The 24,340-nt window shown below is 70.7% G+C and carries 25 protein-coding genes; 11 read left to right on the top strand and 14 right to left on the bottom strand.

What is annotated here, in order from left to right; all coding sequences use genetic code 11:
- Positions 1–730 precede the first annotated feature (730 nt).
- From ACH34R_RS05360 to ACH34R_RS05350, 3 genes are all read right to left on the bottom strand, one after another.
- Positions 731–988 carry a hypothetical protein gene (locus tag ACH34R_RS05360; protein WP_111165267.1) on the bottom strand — a complete coding sequence of 86 codons (258 nt, stop codon included), beginning with the start codon at positions 986–988 and terminating at the stop codon, positions 731–733.
- 653 nt (positions 989–1,641) lie between these two features.
- A complete protein-coding gene (locus tag ACH34R_RS05355; protein ID WP_397560155.1) occupies positions 1,642–1,881 on the bottom strand; it encodes a hypothetical protein in 240 nt (79 codons plus the stop codon).
- Between the two features lie 875 nt (positions 1,882–2,756).
- Entirely contained in the window at positions 2,757–3,425 is a 669-nt protein-coding gene (locus ACH34R_RS05350) for a hypothetical protein (RefSeq protein ID WP_397560153.1), read from the bottom strand.
- A gap of 309 nt (positions 3,426–3,734) precedes the next feature.
- Between ACH34R_RS05350 and ACH34R_RS05345 the strand changes: the two genes are divergently transcribed.
- Both ACH34R_RS05345 and ACH34R_RS05340 read left to right on the top strand, forming a co-directional pair.
- A complete protein-coding gene (locus tag ACH34R_RS05345; protein WP_397560152.1) occupies positions 3,735–4,982 on the top strand; it encodes an SAM-dependent methyltransferase in 1,248 nt (415 codons plus the stop codon).
- Between the two features lie 208 nt (positions 4,983–5,190).
- Positions 5,191–6,639, top strand: coding sequence for a hypothetical protein (locus ACH34R_RS05340; protein ID WP_397560151.1), 1,449 nt, complete (start codon positions 5,191–5,193; stop codon positions 6,637–6,639).
- A gap of 17 nt (positions 6,640–6,656) precedes the next feature.
- On the opposite strand, the gene tsaD is transcribed toward ACH34R_RS05340, so the two are convergent.
- The 11 genes from tsaD to ACH34R_RS05285 all read right to left on the bottom strand — a co-directional run bounded on the left by tsaD (position 6,657) and on the right by ACH34R_RS05285 (position 17,135).
- On the bottom strand, positions 6,657–7,688 hold the full coding sequence (gene tsaD / locus ACH34R_RS05335) for a tRNA (adenosine(37)-N6)-threonylcarbamoyltransferase complex transferase subunit TsaD (RefSeq protein ID WP_397560149.1): 1,032 nt from the start codon (positions 7,686–7,688) through the stop codon (positions 6,657–6,659).
- Positions 7,681–8,145, bottom strand: a complete 465-nt coding sequence (rimI, locus tag ACH34R_RS05330) for a ribosomal protein S18-alanine N-acetyltransferase (RefSeq protein WP_397560148.1) — start codon at positions 8,143–8,145, stop codon at positions 7,681–7,683. The genes tsaD and rimI overlap by 8 nt, the downstream gene beginning before the upstream one ends.
- On the bottom strand, positions 8,142–8,792 hold the full coding sequence (gene tsaB, locus ACH34R_RS05325) for a tRNA (adenosine(37)-N6)-threonylcarbamoyltransferase complex dimerization subunit type 1 TsaB (protein WP_397560146.1): 651 nt from the start codon (positions 8,790–8,792) through the stop codon (positions 8,142–8,144). Before tsaB ends, rimI begins: the two co-directional genes overlap by 4 nt.
- A 60-nt stretch (positions 8,793–8,852) precedes the next feature.
- Complete coding sequence (locus ACH34R_RS05320; protein ID WP_397560145.1) at positions 8,853–9,812, bottom strand: hypothetical protein; 960 nt, start codon at positions 9,810–9,812, stop codon at positions 8,853–8,855.
- A gap of 55 nt (positions 9,813–9,867) precedes the next feature.
- A complete protein-coding gene (locus tag ACH34R_RS05315; RefSeq protein ID WP_397560144.1) occupies positions 9,868–10,419 on the bottom strand; it encodes a class F sortase in 552 nt (183 codons plus the stop codon).
- 30 nt (positions 10,420–10,449) lie between these two features.
- Complete coding sequence (locus ACH34R_RS05310) at positions 10,450–11,100, bottom strand: hypothetical protein (RefSeq protein ID WP_397560143.1); 651 nt, start codon at positions 11,098–11,100, stop codon at positions 10,450–10,452.
- 712 nt (positions 11,101–11,812) lie between these two features.
- Entirely contained in the window at positions 11,813–12,277 is a 465-nt protein-coding gene (tsaE, locus tag ACH34R_RS05305) for a tRNA (adenosine(37)-N6)-threonylcarbamoyltransferase complex ATPase subunit type 1 TsaE (protein WP_397560142.1), read from the bottom strand.
- A gap of 5 nt (positions 12,278–12,282) precedes the next feature.
- Entirely contained in the window at positions 12,283–13,332 is a 1,050-nt protein-coding gene (locus tag ACH34R_RS05300; RefSeq protein ID WP_397560141.1) for an alpha/beta fold hydrolase, read from the bottom strand.
- Between the two features lie 790 nt (positions 13,333–14,122).
- Entirely contained in the window at positions 14,123–15,241 is a 1,119-nt protein-coding gene (gene alr, locus ACH34R_RS05295) for an alanine racemase (protein WP_397560140.1), read from the bottom strand.
- Between the two features lie 64 nt (positions 15,242–15,305).
- The gene (locus tag ACH34R_RS05290) at positions 15,306–16,769 is read right to left on the bottom strand and encodes an NAD(P)H-hydrate dehydratase (protein ID WP_397560139.1); all 1,464 of its coding nucleotides are present in this window, start codon (positions 16,767–16,769) and stop codon (positions 15,306–15,308) included.
- A gap of 15 nt (positions 16,770–16,784) precedes the next feature.
- Complete coding sequence (locus ACH34R_RS05285) at positions 16,785–17,135, bottom strand: holo-ACP synthase (RefSeq protein WP_397560138.1); 351 nt, start codon at positions 17,133–17,135, stop codon at positions 16,785–16,787.
- Between the two features lie 62 nt (positions 17,136–17,197).
- Here ACH34R_RS05285 and coaA point away from each other — a divergent pair, with 62 nt between their 5' ends.
- From coaA to ACH34R_RS05240, 9 genes are all read left to right on the top strand, one after another.
- Positions 17,198–18,139, top strand: a complete 942-nt coding sequence (gene coaA / locus ACH34R_RS05280) for a type I pantothenate kinase (protein ID WP_397560137.1) — start codon at positions 17,198–17,200, stop codon at positions 18,137–18,139.
- 55 nt (positions 18,140–18,194) lie between these two features.
- Positions 18,195–19,160, top strand: coding sequence for a DUF389 domain-containing protein (locus tag ACH34R_RS05275; protein ID WP_397560461.1), 966 nt, complete (start codon positions 18,195–18,197; stop codon positions 19,158–19,160).
- Between the two features lie 60 nt (positions 19,161–19,220).
- The gene (locus tag ACH34R_RS05270; RefSeq protein WP_397560135.1) at positions 19,221–20,225 is read left to right on the top strand and encodes an ABC transporter ATP-binding protein; all 1,005 of its coding nucleotides are present in this window, start codon (positions 19,221–19,223) and stop codon (positions 20,223–20,225) included.
- On the top strand, positions 20,222–21,118 hold the full coding sequence (locus ACH34R_RS05265; RefSeq protein WP_397560134.1) for an ABC transporter permease: 897 nt from the start codon (positions 20,222–20,224) through the stop codon (positions 21,116–21,118). Before ACH34R_RS05270 ends, ACH34R_RS05265 begins: the two co-directional genes overlap by 4 nt.
- The gene (locus tag ACH34R_RS05260) at positions 21,115–22,086 is read left to right on the top strand and encodes an ABC transporter ATP-binding protein (RefSeq protein WP_397560133.1); all 972 of its coding nucleotides are present in this window, start codon (positions 21,115–21,117) and stop codon (positions 22,084–22,086) included. The genes ACH34R_RS05265 and ACH34R_RS05260 overlap by 4 nt, the downstream gene beginning before the upstream one ends.
- A gap of 174 nt (positions 22,087–22,260) precedes the next feature.
- Entirely contained in the window at positions 22,261–22,977 is a 717-nt protein-coding gene (locus tag ACH34R_RS05255) for an ABC transporter permease subunit (RefSeq protein ID WP_397560132.1), read from the top strand.
- 13 nt (positions 22,978–22,990) lie between these two features.
- Positions 22,991–23,224, top strand: coding sequence for a hypothetical protein (locus ACH34R_RS05250; protein ID WP_397560131.1), 234 nt, complete (start codon positions 22,991–22,993; stop codon positions 23,222–23,224).
- A 187-nt stretch (positions 23,225–23,411) separates the two neighbouring features.
- Entirely contained in the window at positions 23,412–23,879 is a 468-nt protein-coding gene (locus tag ACH34R_RS05245; RefSeq protein ID WP_397560129.1) for a DUF5994 family protein, read from the top strand.
- Positions 23,880–23,966: 87 nt separating this feature from the next.
- Positions 23,967–24,293 carry an STAS domain-containing protein gene (locus ACH34R_RS05240; RefSeq protein WP_397560127.1) on the top strand — a complete coding sequence of 109 codons (327 nt, stop codon included), beginning with the start codon at positions 23,967–23,969 and terminating at the stop codon, positions 24,291–24,293.
- Positions 24,294–24,340 lie beyond the last annotated feature (47 nt).

Below are 24,340 nucleotides of genomic sequence, written 5' to 3'. Positions count from 1 at the left end.
ACGGCAATCAACCGGATTTCCGCTTAGCGGACTTCAACCATCTGCTGCCCATATTCCAATAAATCGGACATCACGCATACAAGGGGCGCACTACTACAAGATTCGCAACCCATAAAAAAGGGGCACCGCAGCTTCAGCAGCGGTGCCCGCACAGCCGGAACATCTCCCTGAACGGTCCGTTGACTTCCTCCGCACGGATGAATCCGGAGGATTCCAGCCCTCGCGAGCCGGATCTTCCCTCTTCACCGGCGACAGCCTCACAGGCATCACATCCCGCCGGCCCGGCGGCTCGGTTCTCGCCGCCAGGCGGGGCCGCTACGCGGCGGGGTCTCCAGCGAAGGAGTTCCGATGAACGACCCTGAACGGCCCCGGCAACTCGGCGACCCGGCGGTGGCCGTCCATGCGCCGAGGACGATCCGCCGGATTCGCCGGATCGGCTCACCGGATCGGCTCACCGGTCGCCGTGAGTTCCCTGGTCAGAGGTGGCGTGCGAGGTATCGCACCCGATCGGGCAAAGGCACCGAGGGCGGCCCTCCGGCCGTCCTCGCCCCTCGTCGCCGGCACGGCCGATGAATGGAGATCGACGGTGGTTCACGGGCCGTCGTCTCCCGCCGTACCTCGGACGACGGCCTCCAGGTAGAGACGGCGGGCTGGAGGCCCTCGTCACGAAGTCTCCCTAGCGGCCTCTGCTTCCGCCACCCATCAGGAAGGGGAACTCAGTGCCTGCGGCTCAGTTGCCGGTGTTCTGGGTGACCCGGATGCCGCAGTCGACCGGCTTGCGGTCGGCGAGAGTCACCGGCGTCAGGTTGAGCAGGTTGACGAACACGTCGCCGATGGCGCTGTTGCCACAGGTGATCGTGTTGCCGTTCTGCTGCGAGGCGTTGATCTCGCCCCCGGGCCACGGCGTGGCCGCGTGGGCCGGTGCGGCGAGCCCCATGCCGGCGAATGCGGCGATCATGGTCCCACCGAGTGCGAGCTTCTTGAGCATTTAAATCTCCCGATCGATCTCGGAACGAGAATTCAGCTCGTACCACTGACGGCCGAGCCGCTAGCCAGTAAAACGGCACGCGACACGAACGGCAAGCCAATCACCACTCCGGCGACCACAAAAAGAACCCCAACGGAGGCCATGCGCCGTTCCAACGATCTGGGCCCGGTGAACGCGGACCCCAATGCGCACTGAGCGATTGCTTGACCTACCCGCATGGACGACAAACCCCGACACCAGAGCCGGTTAGGCGCAGATCTGGCGGAACAAAAAAGGAAGCGGGTGTCACGGCTTTCACCGCGACACCCGCAAGCCCAACTTTATCCTCGCGAAGCCGATGCATCCCCAATAATGGATTTCGTAGCATCAGAGGCGTATACCCTCGAAGGTCCGCCGATCACGCCGGCGCGTGCGGACCTTACGATCCTCATCGCGTCGAAAGTGAACGAACAGACCAGGAATGGCGATAAGCGGACCCGCCGCCGCCCGGCCCCCTCTCGCTCCCCCGGCCCTGGCCGGCCGCTCCCGCAGGTGAGCGGCCGGCCAAAGGTGCCCGACCGGCCAGAAGTGCACGGCGGCGAAGGTTCCACCGCAGCGCCCCGTGAACGAATCGATGCTCCGGCACCCGCCCGTCGAGGCTCGCCGGGGGCACCTTAGTTCTGGTGCACCCGGAAGCTGCAGTCCGTCGACTCGTTGTTGGAGTTGGTGGTCGGAGCCAGCGGGATGATCGGGATGAAGATGTCCCCGATGGTGCGGTTGCCGCAGACGTTAACATTTCCGCTCTGCTCCGCAGCGTTGCTGTCCCACCCATCACCGGCATGCGCCGGCGAGGAAAGTCCCAGGGCGGCGAAACCCGCGACAACGGCACTGCCGACGATGAACTTCTTGAGCATGTCAATCTCCCGTTCGATCTGGTCTGATAGCCCGGCCTCCCTCCTTGGATGCCGAGCCACTAATTAGTAGACCTGAGACATTGTGCTAATAGCAAGCGAATAGCGGTAAAGAAAGCCCAACTCTTACCGGTACACCCTTTAGTATGATAAATGCGACATACTGGGCGGGCGTATCCCTCCAAATTGGACTCCATCCCACCAAACCTCTCAGTAGCAATATTTCCCTCCGGTTCAATGTCGAGAGCCGGTCGATCGCGAGCCGTCACGGCAAGCGCGATGGTCGTGTCCCGCAGCGTGCTGGAATTGCGACGACCAAGCCCGCCCCAGCGGGCAGGTACCGGACCGGCCCGGCGGCCGGAGCAACCACCACCGCCCCGTACACCGAACCCGTGAGAACGCGGCTGAGGGCCGCCCGGCCGTACATGGTCAGAGGCAGCGGCGCTTCGTGCTCGCAGGCTCTGCGGCGCACGCGACGGACCGGCGTTCGCGTGTGAACCGTCGGGCGGCTTCGGCAGCGGGCCATCACCTGGCCAGGTCCGGCGCGCACGCCAGGCGGACCTGCCTCGGGTACCTCGGCCAGCGGAGGGGCCGGACATCAGGCTCGGGGTGACGTCGCAGATCCGGTTCGGGCGGAGTGGTCCTCAGAACCGCATCGCACTGCGGGGAAAGGCGCTCACGCTAGGGGCGACCTGCCAGGCCGGGCGCTGTCTCAATACAGGCCACATTGCTGCGGGTGCCTCGGCAGGAGTGCGAAAGAACCGCGCAGTCCCGCCCGGGGGCACGGCAAAAGGGGCCGGCATGACCGCTGCCGGCCCCTGTGGGGTGAACGACACCCGGCCCCGCTCGTCGCGGGACCGGGTGCGCGTGTCGTCGTGTCAGCCCTGGCTCAGGACGGCGCTGTTGCGCTCCGACTCCTCGAAGACCCAGCCCTCAAGCTCAAGCCCGGACTTCTTGTGCCCGGGCTTCTTGTACTCCGGCTTCTTGTGCTCCGGCTTCTTGTAGTCGGACTTCTTCTCTTCCGGCTTCTTGTACTCAGGCTTCTCCGACTCGTGCTTCTTGTCCTCGGCCTTGTCAACCTCGACGTACGTGTTCTTCTCGTACTTCTTGTCTTCCTCGTAGTTCACGTCCGTCGAGTCGTCCTTGTTGAACGAGTCCTTGGCCGTCGCCTCCTTGTTGTAGGAGCCCTTGGCGGAGTCGTCCTTGTTGAAGGACTTCTCGACTTCGAGCTCACGGTCGTGAGAGTCCTTCGACTTCTTGTTCTTGAAGTCCTTGTTGAAAGAGTCATCGGTGTAGACGTACCGGTCGCAGTCGCTGCGGCTCTGCTTCTTGTCCTCGGTGTTGTAGATGCCGTCGAACGACGTGCCCACCCAGTGACCGACGTTCCTCTTGTCGGCATCACACAGGTAGACGTAGTACACCGTGTTGACGGTTTCGTGCTTCTTCTCAGCAGGCTTCGTCGGCTCGGTGCCGGCGTTCGCCTGGGCGGCGAAGGTCATGGCCAGACCTGCGGCCAGCAGGCCCGCGGTTGTCATCTTCCTGATCATCGCTTTGCGACTCCGTACTTCGTGCTCGCCAGGCAAAAGTTGGACGGTCTCGAATCGAACTCACCAACTCGCCACTCGAATCTTCCGTCGTCTTGAATACCGCTGATCCCAGAAAGACAAACAACACCATCTCTTTTCCTGGCATCACCCACTTGCGCCACGTTTGCCCGGCAACGGCACTCCTGTTGGGTGCCGGGTAAATCGCAACTATGCAAGATCTATCACTTATGACCCAAATATGGCCTTTTATCCCCCCATATGCACCGCTCGCCGACCGTCCGGACGGCTCCCTGCGATAGCGTCGGGAACATGAACCTTGACGCATTTCTTGAGCTCCTGACGAGCCGCGGGCAGGCCGCCCTGGCCATGGCGGCGGAGCTGGTGTCAAGGGACGATCCGGTCGCGGCGGCCACCACGCTGCGCCGCGACCACCCGGCGGACCTGGCCGCGGCGGCCCTCACCCAGGCGCGGCTGCGCGCTCGCGCGCAGGCCAAGTTCGGGCCGGACGCCGAGCGCATGTACTTCACGCCGGACGGCCTGGAGCAGGCCACCCGCCCCGAGGTCGCCGCCCACCGCGCCCATCGGATCGCCGCGGGCGCGGGGCGCGTGTCGGTGGCGGATCTGTGCTGCGGCATCGGGGGCGACGCGATCGAGCTGGCCCGGGCCGGGCTCGGCGTGGAGGCGGTGGACCGCGACCCGCTCACCGCCGCCGTCGCGCGGGCCAACGTCGACGCGCTCGGCCTTTCGGCCCTCGTCCAGGTCGGTACGGCCGAGGCCGCGTCCGTCGATCCCCGCGGCCACGACGTCGTGTTCCTGGACCCGGCCCGGCGTACCTCGGCCAGGCGGGTGTTCGACCCGATGTCCTACTCCCCTCCCCTGCCCGACGCGCTGGCCATGGCGGCGGCGGCCCGCGGGGCGTGCCTGAAGGTGGCCCCGGGCCTGCCGTACACGTTCGTGCCGGACGGGGCGGAGGCCGAGTGGGTCTCCCACCGCGGCGAGGTCAAGGAGGCGGCCATCTGGCTCGGTGACCTCGCCGGGCCGGAGGCGGCGGCACCCGAAGGCTCGGAACGGCCGTTCCTGCGGAGGGCGACGATGCTCCCGTCCGGCATGACCCTGGCGGCCGGGCCGGGCTCGTCCGAGCAGGCTGCACAGATCGGGCCGCCCGGCCGTTTCCTGTACGAACCGGACGGCGCCGCGATCCGCGCGCACCTGGTCGCCGACATCGCCGCCTCGGTCGGCGGGCGGCTGCTGGACCCGCGGATCGCGTACATCACCGGCGATGCGGACGTGGCCACGCCATGGGCCGCGCGCTACGAGGTCGCCGAGGTGATGCCGTTCTCCCTCAAGCGGCTGCGGGCGGCGCTGCGCGAGCGGCAGGTCGGCACCGTGACGCTGAAGAAGCGCGGCTCGGCCGTGGACATCGAACGACTGCGGCGGGATCTCCGGCTTTCCGGGGAGAATTCCCTCACCGTGGTACTTACCCGAATTGCCGAAAAGCCGTTCGCCCTCCTCTGCACCGCCGCCGCCCCGGCGAAACACGCTGCTTCCCTGATTTAGGGACAATTCCTCGACAATCACCAAGTTTTTGATTACCGGCATCCGATCCCGCCAGGACGGGCTACAGTTTTGGAGCCTCGGAGGGACCCGCCGTCAGCGACGCGGTGAGGTCGTCCACACCGGGCGGGCCCACGCGGCCCCCCGGGCTCCGAGCCTCGACCATCCCACCGCTGTGCGGCCGACCGTCGGCGAGCGAAGGAGCCATTCGGTGGACCACTCCGGCAACACCCTGTTGCAGGCAGGCAGTCAGACCGCCATCTCCGAGCGCATGCGCGAACTCCTCGCGCGCGCTGCCCAGGACCACGTCTACGAGCAGCGCACGCAGGGCGCGGTGCTCGACGAGATCCGGCAGCGGCTGGAGGGCATGGAGTGGCTGCTGCGCGAGGTACGCGAGCGTGAGCTGGGCGGCCTCAGCGGCAGCCTCGACGCCGTGTCCGGGCGCCTGGACGAGATCACCGCCCGGCCGCCCTCCTGGGCCGAGGGGCTGGCGCAGCACATCGAGGCCGTGCGCGACCATGTGGACGTGGTCGGCGTCCACGTCGAAGCGGTCGGTGAGCAGGTCAAGCCCATCGCCGAACTGCCCAGCGTGTGGGCCGACATCGGCGCGGTGGGCGAGAACGTGGAGCAGGCCCTGTCCCGCCTCGCGGTGCTGCTGGAGGGCACCCAGGCGGTGTCCCAGCGGGTGAGCGACTTCGCCGCCCGCCTCGGTCAGTTGCAGAGCAGCATGGAGGCGGCGGCGGGCCGGTTCGGCCGGCTGGACAAGGCGGTGGCCGACCTCGCCCAGCGCGGGCAGGACGACACCACCGCCCTCACCGCGCGCGTCGAGACGGCCATCGAGCGGATCGGCGGCCTGATCGACGTCTCCGAGGCCCGGATGATCGAGCGGGTGGAGGGGCTGTCGGAACGCCTCGGCGCGGTACGGTCGGGCCTGGACGACCGCCTGGACGCGGTACGGTCCGGCCTCGGCGAGCGCATCGACGCGCTGGAGGGGCGGGTCGGCGAGATCGTCGGCGGCGGTGCGGCGAGGGTCGGCGAGCGCATCGACGCGGCCGGCTCCAAGGTCGCGGAACACATCGACGCGGCCGAGTCGAGGCTGGGCGAGCGCATCGACGCGGTCGGCCCGGCGGCCGGCGAGCAGGCGGGCAGGCGCATCGAGTCGCTGGGCGAGCGGATCGGGCAGGCCGACGCCCGGGTCGCGGCGGCGGCCGAGGTACTGACCGGGCTCGACGGCAGGCTCACCGCGCTCGGTGGCCGCCTCGACGGGTTCGACACCCGGCTCACCGAGCTGGTCAGCGGGGCCGAGGAGGCCAAGGAGCAGATCGAGGCGGTGGACGACCACGTGGAGGCGGTCAACCAGCGCGTCGGGCAGCTCCCGGCCACGCTGGGCATCGGCGAACGCGTCGGCGAGAAGGTCGGTGAACTCCTCGACGCGCAGAGCGAGGACCACGCCAGGCGCTTCGACGCCCTGGCCAAGGCCGCCGCCGCGCTCACCGAGCTGATCGACGCGCACCCCGACCGCGACCAGCTCACCGAGGCGGTGAGCGAGGTCGTCCAGCCGGCCCACGCCGACCTCACCCGCCGGCTCAGCGCGCTTGAGGAGACCATGCTGGCCCTGGCCGAGGCGCTGCTGCGCCCGGCCAGGACCACCAAGGACTGACCGGAGGGGCCGGCCGCTCAGACGTGGACGGTGGTGATCGGGAGCGACGAGTCGGCCGGGATGGTGAGGGCGGAGGGAGCGGCGCCGCCGCTCACCAGGTCGGCGCCGAGCGCGGCGACCATCGCGCCGTTGTCGGTGCACAGGCCCGGACGCGGCACGCGCAGCCGGATGCCCGCGGCCTGGCAGCGTTCCCTGGCCAGCGTGCGCAGCCGCGAGTTGGCCGCCACGCCGCCGCCGATGAGCAGGTCGCGTACGTCGTACCGGCGGCAGGCGGCGATGGCCTTGCGGGTCAGCACATCGACGACCGCCTCCTGGAACGACGCCGCCACGTCGGGCACGTGGATCGACTCGCCGGCCGCCCGCCGGGCCTCCACCCAGCGCGCCACGGCCGTCTTCAGCCCGGAGAAGGAGAAGTCCAGCGTGCCGTCGTCGTACTTGCCGCGCGGGAAGGCGACGGCCGTGCCCGAGCCGTCGCGGGCCTCGCGGTCGATGTGCGGGCCGCCCGGGAACGGCAGCCCGAGCACCCTGGCGACCTTGTCGAACGCCTCGCCCGCCGCGTCGTCCACGGTCGAGCCGAGCGAGATCACATCGCGCGCCACGTCGGGGACGAGCAGCAGCGAGGAGTGCCCGCCCGACACCAGCAGGGCCACGCACGGCTTGGGCAGCGGCCCGTGTTCGAGCTGGTCCACCGCGACGTGCGCGGCCAGGTGGTTCACGCCGTACAGCGGGACGCCGAGCCCGAGGGAGTACGCCTTCGCCGCGGCGACCCCGACCAGGAGCGCCCCGGCGAGCCCGGGGCCGGCCGTCACCGCGATGGCGTCTATGTCGCCGAAGCCCACCCCGGCCTCGGCCAGGGCCCGCTCCACGGCGGGCGTCATGGCCTCCAGGTGGGCCCTGGAGGCGACCTCGGGCACCACCCCGCCGAACCTGGCGTGCTGCTCCACGCTGGAGGCGATGGTGTTGGCCAGCAGTGTGTGGCCCCGGACGATGCCCACGCCGGTCTCGTCGCAGGAGGTCTCGATGCCCAGCACGAGCGGTTGGTCAGCCATGCAGCTTCCTCATCATCGTGATCGCGTCGGTGCCGTCGTCGTAGTAGCCGCGGCGTACGCCCATCTCCGTGAAACCGAACCGCTCGTAGACGCCTCTGGCCTGCGGGTTGTCGGCGCGTACCTCAAGGAAGACGGCGACGGCGCCGCGCCGTACCGCCTCGGCCAGCAGCTCGCGCAGCATGGCCCCGCCGACGCCGGTGCCCTGGTGCGCGGCCGTGACGGCGATGGTCTGTACGTCGGCCTGGTCGCCCGCGGCGGCGAGCCCGGCATATCCCACTATTTCGCCGCCCACCAGCGCCACCACGTAGTGGCGGGTCCGCGGCTGGTCGGCCAGCTCGCCGCGGAGCATGCCCTCGCTCCACGCGTCGGCGGGGAACGTCGCGCGCTCGATCTCAAGTACGGCGGGCAGGTCGTCCATGGTCATGGGGCGCAGCGCCACGGAGGGCTCGCCGGTCATGCCGTCACCCGCTTCGGCGCGCCGGGCTCCTGCGCGTCGGGGCGGCGCAGGTAGATCGGCAGCGGCGGGTCCAGCTCCGCGCCCGCGGCGATGCGGGCCGCGGCGATCTCCGCCAGCGCGCCCGCCGACGGGTGCTCGGGCGCGCTCCGCACCCGGTGGGGGCCGATGACCTCGGCGTACATCAGGCCGCCCGCGCCGATGACCGGCAGCTCGGCGGGCAGGTCGTGCGGCCTGTCCACGAACGGCCCGGCCTCGCGCGTGCCGTCGGCGGCGTAGCGGGCCCAGAAGACCTCCTTGCGCCGCGCGTCGGTGGCGGCGATGAAGGGCCGGGACATGTCCGCGGCGTGGGCCAGGGCGTCGAGCGTGCACACGCCGTACGCGGGGACCTGCGCGGCGGCGGCGAGTGCCTGGGCGGTCGCCAGGCCGACCCGCAGCCCCGTGTAGGGACCGGGACCGGTGCCCGCGACGATGGCGGTCAGCTCGCGCGGCGTCGCACCGGCCTCGCGCAGCACCGCCTGTACGGCGGGAATCAGCAGCTCACCGTGTCGCCGGGCATCGATGGTGGTGGACTCCGCGAGCACCCGGGCACCGTCGTATATCGCGGCGGTGACCGCGGGGGTCGCCGTGTCAAAGGCCAGGACCAGCACGAACGTCTAGCCTATCGGCTCTCGGCCGTACCCACGCCCGCCGGCGGCCGGGCGGGTGGGTCAGTCCGGCCAGCCGGTGCGGGCGCGCAGCCAGTCGAGCGCCACGATGCCCTGGGCGCGCTGGAAGGCCCGCACGGTGGGCAGACCGGGCGGATCGGGCCGGCGGCTCATCCTCAGCATGAACCCGGCGAGCGCCGCCACCACCGCGGTCACCGCGCCGGGATCGGCGGCGCGGCCGAGCGGGTGTCCCGCAAGGACCTCCTGCGGCGGCGGCCCGCCCTGCATCCGCACGCTCGGCAACATCTGCACCAGGTCGAACCACGCCGCCCCCCGGCTCGCCCACGCCCAGTCCACGATCACCACCCGGTCAGCGGTGAGCAACACGTTGTCGGCGCGGATGTCGACGTGTACCAGCGTCTCGCCCGCCACCCCCAGCGGCCAGTCCGCCTCGATGGCGGCCAGCGTGTCGAGGTGGCGCACCGCCCACGGGTGCAGGCCGGTGACGTCTTCGCCGCCGGCGAGCCTGCGCCAGCCGGTGAAGGCCCGCGCCAGGCGGTCCGCCAGGGCGGGAAGGGCCGGTGGGGCCGGCACCCGCGCCAGCTCGCCCAGCGCGCCGAGCACCCGGGCCAGCTCGTCGGGCCGCCAGGGCATGGCGGGCTGCCGTCCGTCCACGTCGTCGAAGACGAGCGCCACCCAGCCGTCGGTGTCGAAGGCGGCGCGCAGCGGCGGCGCGGGGGCCGTGGCGGGCAGCGCGGCGGAGATCTTGGCCTCTTCGAGGTACATCTCCCGGGAGTGGGGGTTGACGTCGGACCCGACCGCCTTGACGAAAGCCCGCCGCCCGTCGGCGAGCCGCAGCCGGGCCGCCGCGGCGGGCGAGAACCCCCCGATCTGCGTGACGGCCTCGACGACGCGCTCGCCCAGGTGCGCCTCCACGGCCGCGCGCACGGCCGGGGGCACCTCGTGCCAGGGCAGCCGGACACCGGCCGCCGGCGGCGCGGCGATCTCGTCCTGGTCGCTCATCCCCCCATGCTTACGCATCGGCCCGGCGTCCGGCGAGCTGTTTTGTCCACCCGGATCATGCCCGCTTGACCAGCGAGGCGTACACGATGACGTTGTCGCGGTACTCGTGCTTGGTCCAGTCGAACGAGCCGCCGCAGGTGACCAGGCGCAGGCCGTCCTCCACGTAGACCCGGCGGGCGGGGAAGCGGTTCTTGTCCACCTGTTCCACCGACTCGACCCGGTACTTCGCCACCTTGCCGTCGCTGCGCTCGACCCGGATCTCCTGGCCCTTGCGAAGCTGCCTGAGCCGGTAGAACACGGCGGGCGCGGTCTTGGTGTCCACGTGTCCGATGATGACCGACGCGCCCTTGTCACCGGGGACCGCGCTGTGCCGGAACCATCCCGCCGTGTCCGGTTTTTCATAGGGCGGCAGTTCGACCTCGCCGTCGCCGGACATGCCGAGCTTCATCAGCGGCGCCTCCAGTTTCAGCGCCGGGATGTCGATCGCCCGGGGCACCACGGCGGCCTGGGCCGGCCGTTCCTCCTGCCCGCCGCGGTTGATCGCGACCAGTACCGCGCCGGTCACCACGCCCGCCAGGACGATGCGGCCCCACCGTGTTTCCGCCATGCCAGGTGCTTTTGCTGCTCGCCGGGTCGCCTACGAACGGCGACGTCGTACGACGGCCACGCCGACGCCGCCCGCCAGCGCCCCGCCGAGGAGTAGCGCGGTCAGGCCGGGCGACAGGCCCTCGTCGTTCTGGGCGGCCCCGGCCGCGGTGCCGCCACCGCCCGCCTTCGGGGCCTTGGTGGGCACGACGGTGGGCTCGTCCTTGTCGGCGGTGACCCGCAGTCGTCCTCTGCCGGTGTCGTTGGTGCCCTCGCACTTGACGTCGACGTTGTAGCGGCCGGGGTCGGCGCCGCTACGCACCTGGGCCTCACCACGGACCCACGGTACGGGAGCGGGCTGTCCCTCGGCGGTCGCGGTGGGCGTGGGCGGCGGCACGGGGTCGAGGGTGACGGCACGGACGAACGCGTCGGAGGTGGCGCTGCCACTGTGCTCGGGGCCGCCGTTCGGCACGGGGCAGTTGGCCAGGATCCACACGCTGGACTCTTGGCCCTCGATCACGCTGTCGGGGTTGAGCCGGACCGTGATGTTCTGGCGGCCGGGGCCGCTCGGCGCGGGAGTGGCGCCCGAGTCGGTCGGCGTCGGCGCGGGCGTGGGCGCACCGGTACCGGCCTCCGCGCTGCACCCCACCACACCGATCAATGCGAGGGCCCCCACGGCCGTGACACGCCTGATTCTCGACACCGCTGCCACCGCGTGCTCCACTTCGCCGTCGACTGTTGATCGCCCAATGGACCTGATACCCCGAAATATCAGCCCAACCCGCCCCGGGCGATCTTCAAGACCGATGATCTATATCAACCGGGACTGACGTCAAGCGTGCCAAAAACCCGCCCCACATGGTGGGAGAAAACGTAAGAGCTACCTAGCGGATACGCCCACCGCCCCCCACAGAACGACAAACCACCCACCCAATGAGACCGCCCCACACACCGCCCGGCCGAACACCGGCCCCACACCGACGCCCAACACCCGCAACCGCCCCCAGACCACCAGGAGTTCGCCCCACCCCAGACGGGCCGAAGATGCAGTAGCGGGGTGCCGTCGCCAGGCCCCTCGGACGCCTCGAATCCGGACGGAGCCGGACTCCGTCCGGCCACCATGGACCAGCGACACGGAGACCACGGAGACGGACCACGCCGATTCGGACAGGGCCGGGGTCCAGCGGACACCGCCGCCGTGGAGGGGACCACATGGATACATACCGGCCGAAGCCTCAGCCGGCGGTCATAGAGCAGCCATGACACAGAACCCCGGATTCGGGACAGAACCGGGGAACTCAGCCGATCACCGCAGACCAGCGAAAGCCGACGCCATGGCCCTGACAGCCCGAATTCGGACAGAGCCGATACCTCAGCCGGCCACGGCGGGCCGGATTCGGGCAGGTGGGAAGGCTTCAGGCGGTCAGCGTGGACCAGCGGGGGCCGATGCCGTGCAGGTGGACGATGCGGGTCTCGTCGCCGCCGCCCTCTTCCGGGCGTTCGATGGAGACCTCCAGGCGCTCGTCGGTGAGCCCGTCGACCAGTCCCTCGCCCCACTCCACGACCGTCACCGACTCCTCCAGGGAGGCGTCGAGGTCGAGGTCGTCGACCTCCAGCCGGCCGCCGAGGCGGTAGGCGTCGGCGTGTACCAGGGGCGGTCCGTCGCGCAGCGACGGGTGTACGCGTGCGATCACGAACGTCGGCGAGGTGATCGGCCCGCGTACCTTCAGACCGTCGGCCAGCCCCTGGACCAGGGTCGTCTTCCCCGCGCCGAGCGGCCCGGACAGCACCACGAGATCACCGGCCGACAACAGCTCGGCCAGCTCCGCTCCCAGCGCCCGCATGTCGTCGGCGGTCGCCGCAACCCGGCGCTCCTCCATCGCGGTCATCCTTCCCCGGCGGCCTGCTTCAGCAGGTCGCGCAGCGCGTCGTTGACCACGCCCGGGCGCTCCAGTTGCACCAGGTGCGAGGTCTCCGGCACCTGGGTGAACCGGGCGTGCGGGAGCGCCGCCGCGATGGCGCCCGCGTGCTCGGGCGGGGTCAGCCAGTCCTTCTCGCCCACCAGGATCGCGGTGGGGACGTCTCCGAGCACGCCGAGCGCGCTCAGCTTGTCGTGCGACATCAGCGCCGGATAGAACTCGGCGATGACCTCCGTCGGCGTGGATCTGATCATCGATTCCACGAAGTCGACGACGGTCGGGCTCGCGTTCGCCGAATCGCCGAAACCGAACAGCCGCAACCCCAAGAATGCCACGTCGCTGCCCGCCTGCCGGCCACGGTCGACCCACGCCCCGCGGCGGCCGATCGCCGACACGGCGGCCGGTGCGACCTTGTGCACCGCCTTGGACACCAGCGCGGGCAGCCCCAGCGTCAGCTCCGCGAGTTTGCCCGCCGAAGTGGAGATCAGCGCCACGCCGCGCACCCGGTCGCGGAACAGGTCCGGACGGCGGTCGGCCAGCGCCATGATGGTCATGCCGCCCATGGAGTGACCGACCAGCACGCAAGGGCCTGGCACCAGGGCCTCGATCACCTCGGCGAGGTCTTCGCCGAGACGGTCGATCGTGGAGTCGTCGGCGGGGCTGCGCTGCGAGCGCCCGTGGCAGCGCTGGTCCCACAGCACCACGCGGTGGGTGCCGCTCAGGTCGCGCCGCTGGTAGTGCCAGGAGTCGAGGTTGAGCGTGTACCCATGGCAAAGGACCACGGTCATCGGCGCGTCCTCCACGCCGTCGACCTCACAGTGCAGGGTGACGCCGTCGGAGGTGACCACGGTCGCGGGACGGCCGCGCAGCTCGCCGAACGGCTCGCCGGCCTCCGGGTCGGGGCGCAACCGGATGCGGCCCACGGCATAGCGCTTGGCCAGCGCCACCGCCGCCACCCCGGCGGACGCGACACCGACGACCGCGCCTGCGATACCGGCCCTCCGCCGCCTACTCATCCCGGCCTCCTCGCGGTGTCCGAGTCCCTGGCGTGGGAGAACACCAGGTATACGACATCCCGGGGCATTCTGCCCTGACCATCCACGAAACCCAACGGCACCCCCGCCCCAACCCCTCGTACGCCCATTATTTCCCGCCCGACCACTACTCCGCCCCATTACTTTCACCCCGGGACCAGGGAACGACGCACCCCCTGAGCGCCGCGCACCCGTCACCAGCCCGGGCGCGACCTTCAAAAGCGCCCGGGCCCGCGCGAGCGAAGCGAGCGCCATCCAACGGGGTGCACGGGCCGTAACCATGCACGGCCCGGGCGCGGTCGTGTCCGGAGCGACGAGGGAGGGAGTGAGGAACGAACGACTGAGCGAGGAGCGGAGGGCGCGACCTTCAAAAGCGCCCGGGCCCGCGCGAGCGAAGCGAGCGCCGGGAGCGGGGTGCACGGGCCGCAACCACGCACGGCCCGGGCGCGGTCGTGTCTGGAGTGAGGAGTCGAAGGAGCGAGGAACGAGCGGATGAGCGACGAGGGGAAGACGCGACCTTGAAGGCGCCCGGGCCCGCGCGAGCGAAGCGAGCGCCATCCAACACAGAACGAGCGCCATAGGTACTGCGAAGTAGTGCACGGGCCGTAACCATGCACGGCCCGGGCGCGGTCGTGTCCGGAGCGACGAGGGAGGGAGTGAGGAACGAACGACTGAGCGAGGAGAGGAGGACGCGACCTTCAAAAGCGCCCGGGCCTGCGCGAGCGAAGCGAGCGCCATGAGCACAGCCCCGCGCGAGCGAAGCGAGTGCAATTTATACGTAGATGCGGGGGACTCGGGTGCCTACTCCGGTGACGATTTCGTAGGAGATGGTGCCGAGGCGGTCGGCCCATTCCTGGGCTGTGGGCTCGCCGTACTCGCCCGGCCCGAAAATGATCACTTCGTCGCCCAGGGACAGGGCGTCGTCGCCTACGTCGATCATGAACTGGTCCATGCAGACCCGCCCCGCCACCGTGCGCCGCCGTCCCCCCGCGAACACGTCGCACCGGTTCGTCGCCCGGCGCTGGATGCCGTCGGCGTAGCCGAGGGGGATCATGGCGAGGGTGGTCTCCCGGTCGGTGACGTACTCGTGCCCGTAGGAGACCCCCGACCCCGGCGGCACGCGCTTGACCAGGGACACGGTCGATACCAGCGTCATCGCCGGCCGGAGTTCGCAGTCGCCGAGTTCGGGGACGGACGGCAGGCCGTAGATGGCGCTGCCCAGCCGTACCATGTCGAACCGGGCGCGCGAGAGGGTGAGGGTCGCCGCGGAGTTGGACAGGTGCCTGATCACGTGCGACCCGGCCACGCCCGCCTTCTCGGCCATGGCCATGGCCTCGTCGAACCTGTGCGTCTGCGCGTCGATGGACGGGTGCCCGGGGGTGTCCGCGCAGGCCAGGTGTGACCAGATGCCGGTGACCTCGACCAGGCCCTCCGTCTGTGCCGCCGCCGCGCGGTCGAGGAGTTTCTCCCACTCGGTCGCGGTCGCGCCGCCCCGCGAGGTGCCGGTGTCGATCTTGAGGTGGACCCGTGCCGTACGGCCCCGGCGGCGGGCAGCCTCCATCAGGTCGTCCAGCAGCCAGAGGGCGCCCACGGACACCTCGATGTCCTCGGCGATGGCCTCTTCCAGCCGATCTCCCGGCGTGATGATCCAGGCCAGGATCGGCGCGCCGATGCCGGCCTGCCGCAGGGTCAGTGCCTCACCGATGAAAGCGGTGCCCAGCCGACCTGCCCCCGCGGTGAGAGCCGCGTGCGCGCATGGCACCAGCCCGTGCCCGTAGGCGTCGGCCTTCACCACCGCCATCAGCTCCGCGCCTGCGGCGCGCTCGCGCATGACCTCGACGTTGTGCCTGATGGCCGCGAGGTCCACGCGCGCTACTGTCGGGAAATCCATCTTACAAGAATGACAGGTGACGGACTCTGCTCATCGGTAGGACTCTCACTCCCCAGGGCACGCATCAGGTCAAGGACCGCGCCACCTGCGGCAACGCGTCGGCCACGTCGGACGCGGCCAGCGGAGCACCGTCGGCGGCCACCCGTGCCGCCGCGCCGTGCAGGTAGGCCGCGCATGAGGCGGCATCGTAACAGTCCAGTCCGGCGGCCAGCAGCGTACCGAGGATGCCGGAGAGCACGTCGCCGGTGCCCGCGGAGGCCAGCCACGGGGTGCCGGTGAGGTTGATCCTGGGCGGTCTGCCGGACTCGGCGACGATCGTGGTCGAGCCCTTGAGCAGCACGGTCACCCCGAGCGTCCGTGCGGCCTCGCGGGCGTGGTGCAGGCGGGCGGCCTCGATGTCCTGCCTGGGTACGCCGGTCAGCCGGGACAGTTCGCCCGCGTGCGGGGTGATCACCGTGGGCGCGTCCCTGCGCAGCAGGGACGGCTCGGCTGCGGCGAGGGTCAGCGCGTCGGCGTCCATCGCCACCGGCAGGTCGCCCGCCAGCACGGACTCGGCCACCGCGAGCGCGTCGTCGTCGGTACCGAGGCCCGGCCCCAGCACCCACGCCTGCACGCGGCCCACCCGATCGACGCCTTCGCCGGGCGCCAGCCTGGTGATCACCGCCTCCGGCCAGCGGTCCCTGACCGCGGAGGCCGGTTCGTCCTGCCCGGCGTAGCGGACCATCCCCGCGCCGGACCTGATCGCGCCCGCCACCGTCATGACCGCGGCCCCGGTGAACCTGCTGCCGCCCGCGACGATCCCGACGACCCCTCTGCGGTATTTGTCGGACTCCCGCCCGGGCCTGGGCAGCAGCCCGGCCACGTCGAGATCGGTCAGCGCCACCACGTCGGCGTCGGGGAGGTAGGGCCCGAGCCCGATGTCCACGAGTTCCACGACCCCTGACTGCCCAGCGCCGGGGTCGATGAACAGACCGGTTTTGCACGCGCCGAACGTCACCGTGAGGTCGGCGCGCACGGCGGTGCCGTCCACCTGTCCGGTGCTCGCGTCCACGCCGCTCGGTACGTCCACCGCGACGACGATCCCGGGCGTGTCGTTCACGATCTCGGCCAGCGCCGCGTACGGCTCGCGCAACGGGCCCGTCCCCCCGATGCCGACCAGGCCGTCGATGATCAGGTCGGCCCGGCCGGCCGCCCGGCGTACCGCGTCGGACTCGGAGCCGCCGAGCACTCGGCCGCCCGCCGCGCGCAGGGCGGCCAGCCCGCCCTGGTGGGTACGTGAGCCGGCGAGCAGGGCGTCCACCCGCGCGCCGCGCCCGGCCAGGGTCGCCGCCGCGTAGAGGGCGTCGCCTCCGTTGTCGCCGCTGCCCACGAGGACGAGCACCCGCGAGCCGTACACGCGGGGCAGCATGCCCGCGCAGGCGGCGGCGAGGCCGGCGGCGGCCCGGCGCATCAGTGCGCCCTCGGGCAGGCGGGCCATCAGCGCCCGCTCGGCGGTGCGAATCTGGTCACTGGTGTACGCGATGCGCATGCTGCCGAAGTTATCTCAGCCTTCGGCGATCACATACGCGATGGCGACACCTCCGTCGTGGGTCAGCGACAGATGCCAGCGCCGCACGCCCATCGCCTCGGCGGTCTCGGCCACCCGGCCCGACACCCGCAGCAGCGGCCTGCCGTGCTCGCCGGTGTGCACCTCGGCGTCGAGGTGACGCAGGCCGGGCGGCGCACCGAGGGCCTTGGCCACCGCCTCCTTGGCCGCGAACCTGGCGGCCAGCGAGTGTACGGCCAGCCCCCGCTCCACCTCGGTGAACAGGCGTGCGGCCAGCGCGGGCGCGCGTTCCAAGGTGGCGGCGAAGCGCGTGACGTCGACCACGTCCACACCGATTCCCACGATCACCGGCCCAGCCTAGACCGCGGGCCACCGAGTGGCCGCCGTCGCGCGCTGAGTAGGCTTCCGGCATGGTCACCGAGGCAACCGCGGTCGAGACGTCCGCGTACGTCGAGCTGGGCCGTGAGCAGTGGCGGGATCTGCGCAAGAACACCCCGCTCACGCTCACCGAGGCCGAACTCGAAGACCTGCGCGGCGTGGACGACCCCATCGACCTGGCCGAGGTCACCGACATCTACCTGCCGCTCACCCGGCTGCTCAACCTGCACTTCACCGGCGCGCGCAAGCGGGGGGCCGCGGTCAGCGCGTTCCTCGGTGAGAAGGACGCGCCGCCCCCCTACATCCTGGGCATCGCCGGCAGCGTGGCCGTCGGCAAGTCGACCACCGCCAGGTTGCTGCACACGCTGCTGGCCCGCTGGCCCGAGCACTCCAGCGTCGAGCTGATCACCACCGACAGCTTCCTGTATCCCAACGCGGTCCTGGAAGAGCGCGGGATCATGCACCGCAAGGGCTTTCCGGAAAGCTACGACCGGCGGGCGCTGGTCCGGTTCGTGTCGGCGGTGAAGGCGGGCGCGGCCGAGGTCACCGCCCCCGTCTACAGCCATCTGGAGTACGACATCGTGCCGGGCGCGACGCAGAGCGTGCGGCGGCCGGACATCCTCGTCGTCGAGGGGCTCAACGTACTCCAGCCGGCCCCGCCGACCGCGCTGGCCGTGTGCGACTTCTTCGACTTCTCGATCTATGTGGACGCCCGGGTGGAAGACGTCCGGGAGTGGTACGTGGACCGGTTCCACAAGCTGCGCCGTACCGCGTTCGCCGACCCGAAGTCCTATTTCCGGCACCTGGCCGACCTGTCGGAGACCGAGGCGACGGCGTTCGCGCGCGACGTGTGGCGGGAGGTCAACGAGCGCAACCTGGTGGAGAACATCGCGCCGACCAGGGCCAGGGCGGCGCTCGTGCTGCACAAGGGCCGCGACCACGCCGTGCAGCGCGTACTGCTGCGCCGCGCGTAAGACCCGCTCCGGGCTCGCCGCGAGCCCTCTTACTAGGGTGGGCCACGTGCTGCACATGCGCGTCATAAGTCCCACCACGCACACGGCCGCGGCCGTCGAGTATCTGAGCGACGCCCCCGGCGTGGTCGATCTGGTCGTACTTCCGGGCGTGGCCACCCGGCCGCAGGGCGACCTACTGCTGTTCGACGTGGCCCGCGAGGCGGCCAACGACGTGCTCGGCCGGTTGAAGGAGATGCGCCTGCACGAGGTGGGCTCGATCAGCGCCGACAGCGCGGGCCTGATCCTTTCCGAGGCCGCCGACCGGGCCGAGGCCGAGGCCCCCGGCGACCCCGACGACGCCGTGGTGTGGGAGGAACTCAGCCAGCGGGTCGCCGACGACAGCCGGATGACCTGGGCCTATTTCGCGTTCTTCGCCATCGCCACGCAGATCGCGGCCATCGCGGTGGTGGTCGACTCGCCGATCGTGCTGGTCGGCGCGATGGTGCTGGGGCCGGAGTTCGGGCCGATCTCGGCGATGTGCTTCGGCCTGCTGCGCCGCGACGGCCCCCTGATCGGCCGGGCGGCCAGGAGCGTGGCGGCCGGGTTCCTGGTGGGCATCGCGGTGACGTTCGTGTGCGCGCTGGTCTCGCTCGGGATCGGCTGGATCGGCCCCACGACGCTGGATGCCCACGCCGAGGTCGAGTTCATCGTCAATCCGGACCGCTGGTCGTTCATCGTGGCGCTGCTGGCCGGCGCGGCGGGCGTACTGTCCATCACGGCCGCCAAATCGACCGCGCTGATCGGGGTCTTCATCTCGGTCACCACCGTGCCCGCGGCCGGCTACGCCGCCCTGGCCCTGGCACTCGGCCGCTGGGGCGACCTCGGCTCCTCGGTCGGCCAGGTCGCGATCAACGTGCTCGGCATGACCATCTCGGGCACGGCGACGCTGTACCTGCAGCGGCTGCTGTGGTCGCGCCTCGGCGGCCCCTATCCCGGTCAGCTACGGAAAACGCTGAAGCACACGACCCTGACCCGGGGCTAAGGGTCAGATCGTACATTCGGACGAGGGCACGGCCGGATATGCGGCGATAGAGTCCGCCACATGACGATCCTCGCGACCGAAGGGTTGACCAAACGCTTCCCCCGGGTGACCGCGCTCGACACGCTCAGCGTCACGGTCACGCCGGGGGTCACAGGTCTGGTGGGGGCCAACGGCGCGGGCAAGTCGACGCTCATCAAGATCTTGCTGGGCCTTCTCGAACCGACCGCCGGCACGGCCCAGGTGCTCGGCCTCGACGTGGCCACCAAGGGCGCCGAGATCCGGCGCGCGGTCGGTTACATGCCCGAGCACGACTGCCTGCCCCCCGATCTGTCGGCCACCGAATTCGTGGTCCACATGGCTCAGATGTCCGGGCTGCCGCGTACGGCGGCCCGCGAACGCGCCGCCGACACGCTGCGCCACGTCGGCCTGTACGAAGAGCGTTACCGCCCGGTGGGCGGCTACTCCACCGGCATGAAGCAACGGGTCAAGCTCGCCCAGGCGCTGGTCCACGACCCGCGCGTGGTGTTCCTCGACGAGCCGACCAACGGCCTGGACCCACAGGGCCGTGACGACATGCTCCGGCTGATCCGGCGGATCGGCGCGGAGTTCGGGATCAGCGTGCTGGTCACCTCGCACCTGCTGGGCGAGCTGGAGCGCGTCTGCGACCACGTGATCGTGATCGACGGCGGGAAGCTGCTGCGCTCCTCGGCGATCGGCGAGTTCACCGGCGTGACCCAGACCGTGACGGTCGAGGTCGAGGAGGACTCACGGCCGCTCGCCGCCCGGCTCGGCGAGCTGGGCGAGACCGTCAGCGGCGCGGGCCGCCTGCTCATGGTCAAGGTACGCGGCCCGGAGACCTACGACGCCGTACGCGACGCGGTGTGCGACCTGGACATGTCGCTGATCCGGCTGGAGCAGGGCCGCAGGCGGATCGAGGACGTCTTCCGCGGCTCGGCCGCGGAGATCGACGAGACCGACGAGACCGGCGAGACCGGCCGGACCAGCCATACGGGCCCGACCCACGAGACGACTTCCGCCGCATCCTCCGGGGGCGTGACAGTATGACGGCCATATCGCCCCCTGAGCCCGCGGGCGTCATTCACGACATCGGCTACCGGCACTACGACGGCGCGCGGCTGGGCCGCGGCCACGCCAGGGTCGCGCTGACCCGGCACAGCCTGCGCGGGGCCTTCGGCCTGGGCCGCTCGTTCCGCGCGAAGGTCATGCCGTTCGTGCTGCTGGTCATCATGGTGCTGCCGGCCATCGTGTCCATCGCGGGGATGGCGCTGGCCCAGCAGCGTGGGCCAGTGATCGACTACCCCAACTTCTCCGCGACCATGTCGGTCGTGCTGGCCATCTTCCTGGCCACCCAGTCGCCCATACTGGTCGCCCCCGACCTGCGCTTCCGCGTCCTGCCGCTGTACTTCTCCCGGCCGGTGACGGTCGGCGACTACGTCGTGGCCAAGGTCGCCGCGATGTCGCTGGCGCTGCTGATCCTGCAGTGGCTGCCGCTGACCGTGACGTTCGTCGGCGAGTTGCTGGTCAACCCGCCCGGCGACCCCGGTACCGGCCGCTACCTGGCGAGCATGGTCCTCTCGGTCGTCTACTCGGTGATGCTGGCCTGCCTGGGCCTCGCCATCGCCTCGCTCACCCCGCGCCGCGGGCTCGGCGTGGCCGCGGTCATCGCGTTCTACCTGTTCACCACCGCGGTCTCCCAGGTGCTCACGGAGATCCTGGGCTCGATGAGCCAGGACGACTCTGCGGGCTGGGCGCTGCTGATCAACCCGTTCTACCTGGTGGACGCCGTGCAGGTGTGGCTGACCGGGGCCTCGGCCGCGATGGGCAACTCCTACCCCGGCGGAGCCTCCGGGCCGGTCGCGGCCCTCGGCATCGTCGCGCTGACCGCGCTGGGCGGCGCCGTACTGATCCTGCGCTACCGGAAGGCGGCATCCGCGTGACCACCACCACAACGGAGGGCGTGACCGCGCCACCCGCCACCACCGCACCCGCCCGCATCGAGCTTCGCCAGGTGTCGCGCTGGTACGGCAACGTCGTCGCGGTCAACGACGTCACGATGACGATCGGCCCCGGCGTCACCGGCCTGCTCGGCCCGAACGGCGCGGGCAAGTCCACGCTGCTGCACATGATGGCCGGGTTCCTGGCCCCCTCCAACGGCAGCGTGACCCTGGACGAGCGGCCCATCTGGCGCAACCACGACGTGTACCGCTCGATCGGGCTGGTCCCCGAGCGGGAGGCCGTGTACGGGTTCCTCACCGGCTGGCAGTTCGTGCTGTCCAGCGCCAAGCTGCACCGCCTGCCCGACCCGGCGGAGGCGGCGCGCCGCGCCCTGACCACGGTCGAGATGCTGGACGCCGCCGAGCGCCGGATCGAGACCTACTCCAAGGGCATGCGCCAGCGGGTCAAGGTCGCCGCGGCGATGGTCCACGATCCGCGCGTACTGCTGCTGGACGAGCCGTTCAACGGCATGGACCCGCGCCAGCGCCTGCACCTGATGGACCTGGTCAGGCAGATGGGCGCGGCGGGCAAGACCATCCTGTTCAGCTCGCACATCCTGGAGGAGGTCGAGCGGGTCGCCCAGCAGATCGAGGTCCTGGTCGCCGGCCGGCACGCCGCCTCCGGCGACTTCCGCGAGATCCGCCGCAGGATGACCGACCGGCCGCACCTGTTCACCATCCGCTCCAGCGACGACCGCGCCCTCGCCGCGGCCCTCATCGCCGACCCCTCCTCCGGCGCGGTCTCCCTCACCGAGAACGGCCTCCAGGCCCAGGCGGTCGATTTCGCCCGTTTCACACGCCTCCTCCCCCGCGTCGCCAAGAGCGCCGGCATCCACGTCTGGCAGGTCGCCCCCGCCGACGAGGACCTGGAGAGCGTGTTCTCCTACCTCATCACCAGGAGCGCCACATGAACGCGCCCACCGGCCACCCGCGCCCCCGCCACCCGAACGGAGTGAGGCCATGAGCCCCCGCGAGGGCGCGCCGGTGCTCTGCACCGAGAAGCGAAGGAGTGAGGAACGAGCGGATGAGCGACGAGGGAAGGGCACCGGTTACCAGCGCCCTCGCCGGCCGAACGGAGTGAGGCCATGAGTACGGTCGCGGGGATCAGTTATCGGATGGTCATCGGGCGGCGGCGGATCTGGCTGATGGTCCTGCTGCCCGCCGGGCTCATCGCGCTGGCCGTACTGCTTCGCATGCTGGGCAGCGCCGACGAGCGGTCCGCGCTGATGCTCATGCAGATCTTCGGCGTGGGCACCATGCTGCCGCTGCTCGGGCTGATCGCCGGCACCGGCGTGATCGCGCCCGAGATCGACGACGGCACCATCGTCCACCTGTTGTCCAAACCGATCTCCCGCCCGGCGATCGCGATCACCAAGTTCGGGGTGGCCGCCTCGCTGCTGGCGCTGTTCGGCGCGCTGCCCGCCTTCGCCGCCGCCTACCTGCTGGTCGGCATGGAATCAGGGATCGCGTTCGGGTTCGCGGTCGGCGCGTTCGCGGGCGGCGTCGCCTACGCGGCGCTGTTCCTGCTGCTCGGCGTGATCACCAAGCACGCGGTGGCGATCGGCATCGCGTACGCGCTGATCTGGGAGTCCGTCGTCGGCGGATTCGTCCCCGGGGCCCGCAACTTCTCCATCCAGCAGTGGGCCCAGTCGGTCGCCTTCCAGTTCAACACCTCGGGCTTCTTCACCAAGCCCAGCGTCGGCATCGGCTTCGCCCTCATCGCCATCGCCATCGTCACCGTCGGCGCGGTCTTCTGGGCCGGCCAGCGCCTGCGGTCCTTCACCCTCGCCGGCGAGGAGTGACATCCGCGCGCGTGTGCGCCCCGTACGGTACGACGGGGCGCACACGCGCGACGCGGCCAGGACCGAACGCGGCGGTACCTACGGGCCGGACGACGACCCGCCGCCACTCGACCCCGCCGACATCGCGCTCCCCATCCGCATCCGGCACCAGGGCACCGAACTCACCCTCGGCACCGCCTTCGACATCACCCTGGCCGACGTCGCCGTGGGAGGCGTTCTTCCCCGGCCGACGAGGCCGACGAACTGACGAATTGACGAACTGACGGCCAAGGGATTGCCGAATGCGGCTTCGGGTATCGGCCTGGCTCGGGAAGCGGCGAGGTAGACTGTGTCTACCGAGGACTTCTCGTGCGTTGGCATTCAGGTCGGCGTCGCCCGCGGCGATAGATACCCCAGCGGGCCCCGCAAGGCCCGGTCAGGCCAGGCAAACCATGATGCCGACACCTCTGTCGCGGCGCAGGCCGCTGACCGTGATCGCCCGCGCGACTCCCACGATCGACTCCGCCGTCCGGCTCAGCCTCAATCCGGCACGCGGCCGGCGGGCAGGCGTTGACGGGGCGTGGTGGCCCCGCTCGTGCGACGCCGACGCCGAACTGCCCGCCCTCATCGCCGCCGTCGATCAGCGACTGGACCACACCACCGTCAGCGTCCGTGTGCATCCCGACGCATGGGACCACATCCCGCGTCTCATCCCGGCCCGGGGGCGTCACATCCAGGTCGGCCCGCTCGTTCGCGATGACCCACGGGTGGTCCGCCTGACATCGGCGGACGGCGAGTCGATCACCCTGCTGGTCGTCGAGCCGGACACCGCGGCACGTCCCGCCGCCGATGAGCGCCGGACCGGCCGACCGGCCGTGCCGAACTGCCCGGTGCCGCTCGCCGGCCCGACAGAGCGATCCTGACGTCGCCTGCGCGACCGGCCTGACTCCTGCCGACCGCACGGCGGACACCCCGGCGGCTTTCTCACACTTCTCCGATCGGAGAAACCCATGACTGTAATCGACAGTATTCCGCTCAGCGCGCCGGGGGCGTCTTTGCCCACCACCGTTCGTCTGTACGGCGAGATCGACATCTTCACCAGCGCGGCGCTTCGCCGGCGACTGCTGGACGAGCTGAAACAGAGCACGAGCCTGCTGATCCTCGACCTGTCCGCGATGACATTCTGCGACGCCAGCGGGCTGGCCGTCCTGGTCGGCATCCAGCAGCGCGCCGGCGCGCAGGGCATCACGCTGGTGCTGACCGCACCGCGCCCGTACATGTCCCGGCTCCTGTACATCACCGGCCTGGACCGCAGGCTGCCGGTGGTGGCGTGGTAATCAAAGCGGGCCCTCGACTCGGCTATATTCGCGCATAAAACGCGGAA

It is taken from the genome of Spongiactinospora sp. 9N601 (assembly GCF_044326295.1).
In the GTDB taxonomy this organism is placed as follows: domain Bacteria; phylum Actinomycetota; class Actinomycetes; order Streptosporangiales; family Streptosporangiaceae; genus Spongiactinospora; species Spongiactinospora gelatinilytica.
The sequence above is the reverse complement of the archived record's forward strand: the minus strand, read 5'-3'. Positions and strand labels throughout refer to the sequence as shown.